5 protein-coding genes are annotated in these 12,870 nt (G+C 55.9%); 3 read left to right on the plus strand and 2 right to left on the minus strand.

The window, feature by feature from the left end; translation table 11 throughout:
* Positions 1-83: 83 nt before the first annotated feature.
* The gene (yidC, locus tag ABEA92_RS02155; RefSeq protein ID WP_345682147.1) at positions 84-2,564 is read right to left on the minus strand and encodes a membrane protein insertase YidC; all 2,481 of its coding nucleotides are present in this window, start codon (positions 2,562-2,564) and stop codon (positions 84-86) included.
* Positions 2,565-3,134: 570 nt separating this feature from the next.
* Here yidC and ABEA92_RS02160 point away from each other — a divergent pair.
* The 3 genes from ABEA92_RS02160 (at position 3,135) to ABEA92_RS02170 (ending at position 10,063) form a co-directional block, all read left to right on the plus strand.
* The gene (locus ABEA92_RS02160; protein WP_345682148.1) at positions 3,135-7,922 is read left to right on the plus strand and encodes an Ig-like domain-containing protein; all 4,788 of its coding nucleotides are present in this window, start codon (positions 3,135-3,137) and stop codon (positions 7,920-7,922) included.
* A 399-nt stretch (positions 7,923-8,321) separates the two neighbouring features.
* A complete protein-coding gene (locus tag ABEA92_RS02165) occupies positions 8,322-8,654 on the plus strand; it encodes an HU family DNA-binding protein (RefSeq protein ID WP_339943370.1) in 333 nt (110 codons plus the stop codon).
* Between the two features lie 407 nt (positions 8,655-9,061).
* The gene (locus ABEA92_RS02170; protein WP_345682149.1) at positions 9,062-10,063 is read left to right on the plus strand and encodes a hypothetical protein; all 1,002 of its coding nucleotides are present in this window, start codon (positions 9,062-9,064) and stop codon (positions 10,061-10,063) included.
* An 87-nt stretch (positions 10,064-10,150) separates the two neighbouring features.
* On the opposite strand, the gene ABEA92_RS02175 is transcribed toward ABEA92_RS02170, so the two are convergent.
* Positions 10,151-12,715 carry a bifunctional diguanylate cyclase/phosphodiesterase gene (locus ABEA92_RS02175; protein WP_345682150.1) on the minus strand — a complete coding sequence of 855 codons (2,565 nt, stop codon included), beginning with the start codon at positions 12,713-12,715 and terminating at the stop codon, positions 10,151-10,153.
* Positions 12,716-12,870 lie beyond the last annotated feature (155 nt).

The following is a 12,870-nucleotide window of genomic DNA, read 5'->3' on the forward strand; positions in this document are numbered from 1 at the left end:
GCAAGCCGTTCGGTGGCGGCGAGCAAAACGCTTAACATTCACCAGGCGGCTTGCGCCGCTAAAACAATCCGACCGCTTTGCGACTATCGCTTCTTCTTCAGATCGGGACGGCGACGTTTGTTGGGTCGCTCGATCGGTTCTTCGGGCTTGTTGACTTGATTGCGAATGCGATCGGCCAGCGTCAACGGTTTGTCCTTCTTTTCGGTCGGAACCGCGGTGCCATCGATCACGCCAAGATCAAAGTGCTTCTTATCGGGCAACGTCTTCTTGACCAAAATCCGTTCGCAAATCCCCCACAAACTACTGGTGATAAAGTAGATACAGAGACCGGCAGGGACCCGAAAGAAAAACAATCCCATCATCAAGGTCATGATGTTCATCATTTTCTGCGTCATCGCAGTCTGCTCGTCCGTCGCAGGCGGCATGAACATCTTTTGCTGCAACAGGAACAAGCCGACCACAAATACAGGCAGCACATTGAAATAGGGCCCGAGCCAACCGGTGCCACGGCCGGACAAATAATCCCACAGCCAATCGCCCCAATAGGCCGCCATATCGGGGCCCGCCAAGTTGGACGCCCAGCTTGTCGCCGACGAGACCGCCTTTTGACGAAGCTCGATGTCGACCGACAAGGCTCGGTACAACCCGATAAAGATCGGCAACTGCAGGAACATCGGCAAACAACCGGCCATCGGATTAAAACCCACCCGAGCCTGCAGTTCACGCTGGGCCTTCAAGCGGCCTTCCATGTCGTCTTTGTATTTTTCGGAGATCTTCTTCAGCTCAGGTGCCAACTCCTGCATCCGCTGTGCATTGATGGCCGCTTTGCGGCTCAGCGGAAACATCAATCCCCGCACCAACACGGTCAACAAAATGATCGCAACTGCATAGTTTCCGACCACACCGCCGATGATGTGCAGCAATCCAGCCAACAAACGAGCGAACGGAGAAAACCAACCGTAATAGATGGTGTCGCCCAAACCATATTCTTCAACCACGTCCGGGTCCTTGGGGCCGGCGAACAGACGCAGCGTCTGCGTCAAGGATTCGCCCGGCTTGACCGTGCTGACGTTGCTGGTCAGATAAAAGGTCGTGTTGACGGCTCGTTCTTTGTGGCGTGGGATCTGATCGGCATCCGCCACAATCCCCGCTGAAACGCGTTGCATTTCAGTAAACGCCTTCTTGCCAGCTTCGGGTAGATAAGCGGCAACGAAGTACTGCGCATCGACGGCGACGTACTTCAGCGATTGGGTGCTGACATCCGAGTCGGGCGAATAGATCGACTGATCCGGATCTTCGGGCTGCTTCTTGGCAAGCTTCAACAGATCGTAACCGCTCAGCAATTCGTGCCGATTTGCGACACTGGTGTATACGATATCGCGAGCCGCCGCTCCGCTGAAATTGGGGCTAATCTTGTTGCTGTACCACCAACCCTCTAACGTCAAACCGTTGGGGCCATGAAGCCGGTAGGCAACATCTTGAGGCTGATCGCCTTTGTTCTCGATCTGAATCCCCATATCGATCACGTAGCTGGCTTTGGCTAGACGATAGCTGCGAACCAATTCCAGCGGTTGCCCTTTGGCTTTGTCGAGTTCTTCGCCGCTGAGCTGCAAACGAAAACGCAACTCGTCGACATCGCTCAGCGCGACGCCCGCAGACTTGTCTCTGTTGTCGATCGACCACACCAAGCTGGCAGGATCCGCGATGCCTTTGATCGCTTCGTCGCCGACCAAAATCCCTTTGCGATTGACCTGGGCCAACGTTAGCAAACAGGACAACTCGGAATAGTTACCAATCACTTCGTCTGCACCACCATCGCGTGCCAAACGAATCAAATCCAATGGGTGTTCGCTCAGTTTGACGGTAACCGTTTGCGGCGTTAGCGAATCGTCGCCCGAATTGTCCGAATCGCCGGATGCCGCCGCGCCGGAGCGATGCAGCAGTTCGACTTTGACCGATTCACCCGGTTTGGTTTTCACCAAGGCAGCATCGATGTCGTTACGGCGGACAATCGGTTTGCCATTGATTTTGGTAATGATGTCGCCCACCTGCAGCCCAGCGAGCTGAGCCGGAGTCCCTGGCCCCACCACATTGACGCGGACGCCGTCGACCGATTCGGCGGGCGTCGCGGCCAAGTAGCCGATGTACCCGCTGCGGATGTCGACGCGGCGATACTTCAGTTTGCCGTTTTCTTCGCGCTGAACCAATTCGATCCGCTCAATCGCACCGCCACGACTGTTCAGCGTGACCAACATCGAGTAGCCCGCCTTGGGGTCCATCGATCCCAGCGTCACCCACTGGGGCGTCTTGGGACGCTCGGGAGTCGCGTCGGCGGCAGTTTCCTCGGCGGTGTCGGCATCGTCGCTCGATTCGGCGTCGCTACGATCCGGGTCCACCACGGATTCCTCATCTGCTTCCTGATCGTCTTCATCCAGCGGTGCGGCAACCTGCTGTTTGTCCTTGGCGATCGGTTGAGGCGGAGGCAGTACCCAATGCCGCAACGACATGTAGATGACCAAGAATGCTGTGGAGTAGATAATGAAAGTGAGTAGACGCCGTTCCACAGTGATTGCCAGCAAAAGAGGAAATGGGGAGAGGTAGTTCGCGAGAGTTTGCGTGTAAACCCTCTATTCTGGCAGTGTTTTTAAATCTTGGGAAGGCGAACGAAAACGTTTTGCGGGAATGGGTTGCAGCGACGGGACGCAAAATACGAACGACCGGCAAATAATTTGCCGAAAACGACCCCGCCTCGATAATATGGGAACAATTCGGACGAGTTTTTCGTCCTATTGAAACAGTACAGCCCCTCATCACCCTCTGCCTTGCTAGGCAATCCCCGTTCGACTCAAAGCCACAGACGAAGCACGCCCCCCACAGTACCGGTTTGGTAAACCTTGCGGGTTGTACCGAATTTTTTCGTCTTAACGGCTGTAACTGGTCGACGAGTAACCGATGAATGGGCCCGATACATGGGCCATGTCCAGCCGGAATCCATTCCTGCTGAGCCATGACCGCCCGCTATTTTTTGCACTTGCCGCCTGAGAGAACTGATGCGACGCAACTCCGAGAACCGCTCGAATTCCTCCGAGAACCGCTCTAGCGCCGTAAACCAACCGCAAAAACGACGTCGTGGCATGCTTCGCGAGCTTTTGACTCATTTCCGCTCGGCGAACGAGACGTCAGTCTCGGCAAAACGAGGCCGACTGCTACTGGAATCGCTCGAACAGCGACAATTGATGGCGGGCGACGTCGAATTGATGTCAACCGACGGCATGACCGACTCGTCGTATAGCACGCTCGCCTCGCAAACCGGCAGCATTGCATCCCAGACGGGAAGCAGCGTGTCACGAGCCGCCGAAGGCGAATTAAAAGCCGATTTGGTGCAATTTGCAAAGGATTTGAAAGACGCCGGCGTGATCATGTACGGCGCCGAATGGTGCCCGATATGCACCGAACAAAAACAGTTGTTCGAGGATGGCGGCAAGGAATTGCCCTTTATTGAGGTCACCAATGCCGACCGAACTCCCTCGCAATTGGCCATCGACGAAGGCATCACCAGCTATCCAACTTGGGAATTTCCCGATGGCACCCGGTTGGTGGGCGTCCAGTCACTTGCGACGCTTAGCGCGCGAAGCGGGGTAGCGATCCCACAAGGGGAAACCCCATCGTTTGATACGATCGGGAACAAAACGGTGCAAATTGGTGCTCCGCTGCACGTTCCTGTGGACGCCTACGATCCCGATGGGGGCCCGTTGACCATCACGGTCAGCGTCGCGAATCCGGACCTATTGGAAGCGGTCGTCTTGTCGGGGAATCGATCGATTCGGATCGACATGGAAGGTTACGGCGACATGGTATTCGAATTGTTCGAGGACCGAGCGCCGACCGCAAGCGGGCGAGTGATCACGCTGGCCAATCAAAACTTCTACGACGGCATTCAATTCCACCGTGTGATTGACAACTTCGTGTTGCAGGGGGGCGATCCGACTGCAACCGGCACTGGCGGTTCGACGCTAGGTGATTTTGACGATGATTTTCACCAAGACTTGATGCACACCGGATCGGGCGTGTTGTCGTACGCCAAAGCGGGCGACGACACCAATGATTCGCAGTTCTTCATCACCGAAGGCCCGCAGCGGTTCCTCGATTTCAACCACAGCGTGTTTGGCCAGCTTGTCGAAGGCGAAGACGTCCGCGAGGCAATCAGCGAACATGCCACCAACGCGAGCGACAAACCTACGACCGCGATCCGCATCACCAGCGTCGACGTGTTTGATGACACCGAAAATGCCGTCGTGATGCTCAAAGCCAAAGGCAACACCACGGGCACCACCAACGTCACCTACACCGTGACCGATGCACAGGGCCGTACCTATTCGGAAACCACCACCGTCAGCGTGATTGCGGACACGTCCAACAGTCAACCATTTTTGAATGATGTCGCGGACCCTGCGGCAGTCCCCGCTGGGACCAACGCCACGCTGACGTTGTCGAGTGTCGACGTCGAAGGAGACGCGGTCACGTATTTCGCTAGTTCACAAAACACCGCATCGGCCACCGCTACGGTCAATCCAACCACCGGCGTCGTCACGGTCACGCCCAAAGCCGGTTTCGTGGGAACCGTGCCCGTTTTGGTCGGCGTGCGTCCTGGGACTGGCGTGACGGGAAATTCATCAAGCGACATGGACACGCAGCTGGTGACATTCACCTTTGGCAGCGGCGAAACGGTAGCCACGCCAACGGGCATCGACCTGAGTTCCACTCGCGATACGGGGGTTAGCAATACCGACAACATCACCAATGCGGGAACGTTGTCGTTTGTGGTTACCGGAGTCACCTCGGGTGCAACCGTCGAATTGGTCAACACCGCAACGAACGCGGTGATCGGGGTGGGATCGGCAACCGGCACGACGGTCACGATCACAACTAACAATATCGCCGCGTTGGGTGATGGCACCTACAACATCGCCGCACGCCAAACCATCAACGGTGTCACCAGCGAACGCACCGCGGGCATCAACGTGGTTTACGACACCGAGGCTCCAGGCAGCGTGGTCGGCACCGCGGCTACCCAAGCCAACGTGGGACGCGAATTCCGCACCGATTTGATCAGCAGCGAAGAAGGCTCGGGGCTGACGTACACGTTGACTTCGGCACCTGCCGGCGCGACCATTGTGGCGGCCACGGGCGAAGTCGTGTGGACACCAGCGGCATCGCAAACCGGCGACAACACGTTTACGGTCGAATTAACTGATGCAGCGGGCAATGTTCGCACCGAATCGTTCAACGTCAATGTTGCCGGCCAACCGATCGCCGAGATCAAGTTGACGATCACCGATTTGCAGGGCCAACCGATTACTGCGGTCCAAGTGGGGCAAGAATTCAATTTGAACATGATCGGCGTTGATGCTCGCACCGGCGACGATTTGGATGGGATCTTCGCCGCCTTTGCCGACATCTTGTTTGACAGTGATCTGATCCAACCCAAAGCGGGAACGTCGATTACGTTTAGTGATCGCTTTCCCACCGTCCAAAAAGGAACGATTTCGGACGGTTTGATCGATGAACTCGGTGCGGCAACCGATCGTTTGACGCCCAGCGGATTGACGGACAGTTTGATTGCGACGATTCGCATGGAAGCGTTGGCGACCGGATCGGTGAACATTCGCTCGGAACCCGCCGACGCGGCTGATAGTGAGGTGCTGTTGTACGGGAACGACAACCGTATTTCCGCCGACGCGGTGGCCTATGGCAGCGTGCAGCTTGCGATCGGGCAAAACTTTACCGTCGCCGATGACAAAATCACGATCGCCGAAGACTCCGCGCCTTCGACTATCGATGTGCTGGCCAATGACAAAGTCATCAGCGGGACAGGATCGTTGACGTTGGTCTCGGTGACGCAGCCAACAAGCGGGGCGGCCGTCAGTGTCCAAAACGGGAAAGTCGCGTACCTGCTGGACAACAATTTTAACGGTGTCTTTGAATTCACCTATCGCGTTCGTGACGACCAAGGCATTCAAGAGGATGCTACGGTGACGGTCACCGTGACTCCGGTGAACGATCCGCCAACGGGCACCGATGACTCATTTGAGGTCAACCAAGGGGAAACCTCGATTCCGCTGGACGTGTTGCTCAACGATGTGATCGCTCCCGACACTGGCGAAACCCTAAAGGTCACCGCGGTCCAGGGAACCACGGCCAAGGGAGGCACGGTTACCATTTCTCAGAATGGACTCTCGGTTCTCTATACGCCGCCAGCGGACTTTACCGGTAGCGATTCGTTTACCTACACCGTTTCCGATGGTTCATTGACGGACCAAGCAACCGTGTCGTTGGTCGTCAAGTCGTCCGACCCACCACCGACCGCAGTGGGCGACGCGTTTACCGTTACTGAGGACGCCGCCGAAGCGCAATTCAACGTGCTCAGCAACGACACGCGTGACGTGGACAACCAGGCGTTCACGATCATCGCGGTGGGCACCGCCGACAAAGGAGGTGCTGCACGTGTAAGTGACGATGGCACCCAAATCTTCTACAAACCCGCGGCCAATTTCAACGGCACCGAGACGGTAACCTACACCATCCGTGACACCGGAGGCGGGATCGCCGTCGGCACCGTCACCTTTACCGTCACCGCGGTCAACGATGCTCCGCCGGTCATCAGTGCCGTTGCCAAACAACACAACGGCACCAGCGAAAAGTCGATCTTCTCGCTCTCGGAATTGCCTGCGAACGTCGACAGTGGCGAAACGCTGACGTTCTCGAACCTCAGCACACCAACGGCGGGTGGAACGGTTCGTATCGATGCCACCACCGGCACGATTTTCTATAAACCAGCGGCCGGGTTCAAAGGCACCGACACGTTTACGTACCAAGTCAACGACGGCAGCGGTTTGACCAGCACCGGCACGATCACGGTCGAAGTCTTTGACTTTGTGCCTCGTGACGTGATGCTGAACTTCTATGCGACGGACATCGACCCGAGCCAGATCAGTGGCATCAAGCTAACCGGAACCGACGACTCCAACACGACCGTTGAGATTCCGTTGTCCTTCACTGGTGACGTGCCTTCGTTCAAGGACATTCTGCCGGGGACGTACCAGTTACAAATTCCTTCACTACCGTTCTTTGACAATGGATCGGAGCCTCAGTCGATCACGGTCACAAGTTTGCCAGAGGATGGCGACATGACCGTCGATATTACGCTTGGACGACTGCGTCCGGAATTCATCACGATCCGTGAATGGCTAGGCTCGACACCGAAGCAATCGTTGTTAGTCGCCGTTGAACCCGGCAGTGCCAGCGCCGTCGTCGTCCCTTCGGCGGCCGTGATGTCGATTTCCAACCCGACGGTATCGCTCGATTCGACAAGTGCAAACCTGACAATCAATGGCACCAAGACCACGACATCATCGACGGGCACGGTGACCACATCGCAAGTCACGGCGACGTTGCCCACGACGGCAGACCGACGGGTGCAACCCCTTGGTCAATCGGGCCAAATGAAACTGTTCCGAGTCAGCGTCGACGAGGATGACGTGACGTTCGCCGCGCAAACCGCTTCGACAGCGGCGGCCAGCACCACTGAATCCTCAGGCACCAGTTCGACTTCGGCCTCGGGTGAATTTATCGAGTCCGACGCCGATGCATCGGCTTCGTTGGCTGCCACCCAAAGTGCCGCTGGAACCCTCGGGGTCAACAGCGATGACGACGATGAGGTTAGCGAGTCGCTGCTACGCGCTCAATTGGCAAGCTCGTCGTCGACGTCGTCCAACGCGGATGCCGTTGACGATGCAATGAGCCAAGTCGCATCCGAATTGACTCTGATTTCCAAAACGGGCGACGCGCTCGCGGAGCAAGATGGCACGGAAAACCCGCTCAGCGATCAAGCCATTGACGCGGCTATCCTGTCGGATTTGTAGGGCGATTTCGCAGGATTTGCAGGGCGGCTGAGCGTGAAAACGACGCGAATCCGGCCCTTGTTTTGGCTCGGAACCGAGGCCAAATTCTTGTTCGCAACGCCCTAATTTGGGCGTTTGTGAGGGGTTCTCGAGCTCGAAAACCGTAAAAGTGCGTATTTTACGGAAAAATAAAGTTTCCCATTGACAGAACAGTGGCCGTTGCTAGGCGGCCCCGTTTCCACCGCGATTGTGGTCGCAAAACGACCATATTGCAGAAAACACTGAAAAACGTGGGCTTTTTTGGGCAAAGCCGGGTTGCGTCAGGGGCATGGCCGACATAACACTTTGCCCTATTGAAAACATCGAGCTATCAAGCTCAACCCAGACTACTCTCACCCTGTGATAAGAAGGTTGTTGCACATGGCTAAAGCCGCACCCAAGGCAGCCCCACAAAAGGCTCCGACCAAGACTCAGATTTTGGCTAACATTTCTGAAGCGACCGAATTGACGAAGAAGGACGTTGCTGCCGTCTTCGACGCGTTGACCGCTGAAATCGAAAAAGCGATCAGCAAAGGTGGCCCAGGCCAGTTCGCAATCCCAGGTCTTTGCAAAATCATCCTCAAGGACGTTCCTGCAAAGCCAAAGCGAAAAGGCCGTAATCCTGCCGACGGCAGCGAAATTTGGTTGAACCCCAAGCCAGCAAGCAAGAAGCTTTCGATCCGACCTTTGAAGGGTCTGAAAGAAATGATCTAAAAACCCAACCCGGGTTTTGACGATTTTTCGATCGCCCCGTCACGGGGCGAACAAAATAGAAGTAGCTGGCCAGCCAACGATTTTAATTTGGTTGCCAGCTCTTTTCGTTTGACGAGGCTCTCGACTCGTTCTCTTCGTTTTTCCTTTGCTTCTCTGCATTGGATTGCCCCCACCGGAAGGTTCGCTGACAGACGGAACCATCAAGAAAATCACGGCATTGGTATTTCGTGAATTTTCTCATTTTTGTTAAAGGTCCAAGTCAGAACCAATTTCCTACGATTCTTTCGGTGTTCGACATGCGACAACTTTGCCTCGGAACCTGCATGTTTGCGTTGGCCCTAACCAACGTTGGCTGTAGGCAAACGACTGGCCCGACTGCGGGCGGACCGCTCACACCAGTCGGCCCCATGGCCCCGGTTGGACTCACGCCCGCACCGATCGGAGGTGTGGGAGCCAGCTCGGCAATCAGCCCACTGGGTGCCTCGACGCGAGTGCCACCGCCCCCCAACAATTCGTTCCAAAACGCAAACGGAGCGACGGTCGGCTTTGTGCCTTATGGACAATCCAGTGTGCCTCCGTTCCAGTCGCCCAATCAAGCCCAACCGTTTGATTCGTTTTCATCGAATCCCTCGCAGAACATGGGATTGCAACCGACCGCTCCACCGCAGCTGGCTCAAGTCTCTGGGAACTCCTTCGACAATCAAGCCATCGGTTCCGGTGTGGCGACCACGGGTTGGCAAGAAACTCATTCGCAGATCAACACCGTCTCAGGCACGTTTGCCAATCCCGGCAACGGCCACCCTGGTGCTGGCTACGAACCCGCCAATTCAGCCCCCCGCGTTCGCTTTAACGGAATGCAGGTCCATGATTTGACGGGAGCCCCGAAGACGCCCTACAGCGTGTCTCCGGCGGCAACCTATGCGGCTCCGATGCAATCCAACACCATGAACACCTTGAGCCGCGGATACTATCCGCCGACAGTCGACAATGGAAACAGGATCAACTTGGCACCGCAACGAGCTCCGGCCGAGTACCAGACGAATCCACAATACAATCCGCAGCCGATTCCGATCTCCGAGCGTGATCAGAATGTCAGCGGATCGAATGAACCCTACCGAGCCAGCGGAGACCAGTTTAACTCGGTCGACAATGTTGCCTCATCGCCATCGGCGGCGGCATTGCAACCGGTCCCCCCGTTGACGCAGGAAACCGCGACGGCCAACGCTTTCGAGCAACCGAACCGTCAATTGGCCGAGCATCAACCATATTCGGCCATGGAACCCGCGTTTCAAGGGGCACAACGTTTTACGACGCCGGTACCAAGCACCGAGCCCCTTAGTCAGCCCGCGGCGCAAACTGCAGAAAACAACAACACGCTGCGTTGGGGCCGACCTCGCACCTCGTTTTAGCCACGCGGAAACTCAGACTGCCCCGCCAGCGAATCGCCTCGGAAAACATGACCGGGAATTCAGCGATTGGTCATCTCGCCACCGGCATTAGTGTGGGGCAAGCATCGAGTAGGTCGAATCGATTGAGGCAAAGCCAAATTGCGGATCCTTTCTCGGCCGGTTCACGATCGCTGACAACAGCTCCTGCAAATCTTCGATCGGCTCCGGCTTGCTGTACAGATAGCCTTGGCCGAAGTCACACTTCAAATCACGCAGTTGCTGCAGTTGACGCGTGGTTTCGATCCCTTCGGCAATCACTTTGGTATCCAAGTTGTGCGCCAACGTGATGATCGCGTGGATGATGGATTCATAGTCGTCGCCGACTTCCATGGTCGAGACAAACGAACGATCGATCTTCAACACGTCGATCGGGAATCGATGCAAACAGCTAAGCGATGAGTGACCGGTACCAAAGTCATCCATGTGCAAGCGGATACCGAGCTTGCGAATCTCGCTCAAACAATCGACGATTTGCTCGGGGCTATCCATGATCATCGATTCGGTGATCTCGAGGTTGAGCTGATTCGGAGAAACATTCTCGGTTTCAAGCACGTCTTTTAGCAGGTCCACGAAACCGACGTCAGCGAGCTGTCGTTTGGAAACATTCACCCCGATGGAAATCGGCGGACCGTCACCGCGGGCTTCGTTCAAACGATGAATGGTGCGGCACGCTTCCTCGAGGATCCAGCGACCGATGGGAACGATCAGACCGATCTCTTCGGCAACGGGAACGAATTCGGCGGGGCTGATCAAACCTTTGGTTGCGTGATCCCAGCGAACGAGCGATTCGAGTCCGACGATGACGCCCGTATCGATATCGAAGATCGGTTGATAGACCAATCGCAGCCCGCCGTCTTTCAACACGGTGCGAAGCGCCTCTTCGAGTTCGAGTCGCTTGAGGACCGATTCGTGCATGGCGTGGTCAAACACCGCCAAGCACTGTTTGCCGCTAAATTTGGCGCGGTACATCGCCAAATCAGCGTTTCGCATTAATTCTTCGGGAGTGGTCACCGAATCGTTCGAAAAGGCGATGCCAAGGCTGGTCCCGAGGGTCAACTCGTGACCGCTGACGGTGTAACGGCCGATCAGATCGGTACGAATTTGTTCGGCAAATTCGGTCGCCGCTTCTTCGCTAGCGACGTTGCCTAAGAAGATCACAAACTCGTCGCCGCCTAGTCTCGCGACCAAATTCTTTGTTTCGGTTTCTGAATGACGCGAGACGCAGTCCACCGCCGACTGCAAACGTTTGCCAATTGCTATCAGCAACTCGTCGCCCACGGCATGTCCGAGGCTGTCGTTGATGATTTTGAAATTATCCAGATCCAAGAAAATCAATGCATCACAATTACCGTTCGTAAAGGAACGGTTCGCAAATCGCGACTCGAGCATTCGTTTCAGGTGGGTGCGGTTTGGCAGATTGGTCAACGAATCATGAGTCGCGGCGTGCTGTAATTCCGACTCTGCTGATTTGCGTTGGCGAATCTCGACATGCAGCTGTTGGTTCGAACTGCACAACTGTTTCAGTCGCCCGACCATCGTGTCGATATTGGTCGCTAGATCGCCAAATTCGTCATTGCGATTAATTTCCGAACGAGCCGAAAAGTTCCCGGTCTCCCCCATCCGTGTAGCATGCTGAGACAATTGATTCAGCGGATTGATGACGATCTGTTGTAACAACAACAGCAGGATCGACAGCACGACGAAGGCGGCGGCTACGAGCGAACCGATGGCGTAATGCATCGCAATCCGGCCCTCTTCGGAAATATTGCGACGTACAAATGCGTACGTCGACAAAACCGGGTTGCCATGGATGTCAAGCAACGTTCCTTCGGCGACAAGGTTCTCATCGTCAAGCTCTCGAATCGCGACCGGCGCGGCGGCCACCGTGCTGGCATGACGCTCGCGATTGTGTAACGCGACGGGGTGAATGTTATGCGTACCGATCGTCAACCGATCGATTGCATCCACTTGGAAATTGACGTCGGCTTGTTCCGCTTTCGCTGCAATTGCCTGTTGATCCAAAAATCGTCCAACGACGGCGACGCCTTCGACATGATCATGGCCGTCACGAACGATGGGACGTGCAAGGACGATCATCGGGCCCGCGGCGGTCATGATAATGCCGCGTGTTTCCGTGGCAGCATCATGGGGCGATGAGAGCAAGGGCTCGAGAACAGGATGGGTTGGCGTCCAATCATCCGCAGGAAACGACGTGACCGAGGTTTGCGGTTGGCGGACGTAGCTGGCTTGGGATGCAGGCGGATGGATGCACTGGTGCACCACTTTGCCGTCAGCGTTGACGACAGCGAACATGTCCAGATGCTGGTCCGAACCAGGCGGTCTAAGTTGGCTGCGACGCTGAAAGCAATCGGTCGATTGGTCGACGTAATCCTGCAGCGAATCCCACTCGGTTGGCAGGTCCAATACCAAATGCAGATTATCGATGTCTCGCTGGATGCTGGCGTGGCAACGCTGCAAATCCTTGGTGGCTTGGAATTGCTCGAGTGCGACGAAACGCGGCAACACCACGTATTGATGGATCGCTGTATCAATCACCACGTAAGTGATAAAGACCGCGATCAAGGACAGCAATATCTTCAGTCGCAGATTCATTCAGCCAAGTCCTACCCCGCCAGCTCGCACGTCTCGTTCGGGCAGCATGACTTGCAGAGGCAATCGAGCAAAATCATGACATGAACGAATTCGGAACGCGGGCACCGACCTTGCAGGCACCAACAACAAACGTTCCGTCACAACTGTACGACAAA

This window comes from Novipirellula caenicola (assembly GCF_039545035.1).
Taxonomy (GTDB): domain Bacteria; phylum Planctomycetota; class Planctomycetia; order Pirellulales; family Pirellulaceae; genus Novipirellula; species Novipirellula caenicola.

Coding starts and splice junctions, on each gene's coding strand:
- ABEA92_RS02170 (WP_345682149.1), top strand. CDS start 9,062: ATGGCCCCGGTTGGACTCACGCCCGCACCGATCGGAGGTGTGGGAGCC.
- ABEA92_RS02175 (WP_345682150.1), bottom strand. CDS start 12,715: ATGAATCTGCGACTGAAGATATTGCTGTCCTTGATCGCGGTCTTTATC.
- ABEA92_RS02165 (WP_339943370.1), top strand. CDS start 8,322: ATGGCTAAAGCCGCACCCAAGGCAGCCCCACAAAAGGCTCCGACCAAG.
- ABEA92_RS02160 (WP_345682148.1), top strand. CDS start 3,135: ATGCTTCGCGAGCTTTTGACTCATTTCCGCTCGGCGAACGAGACGTCA.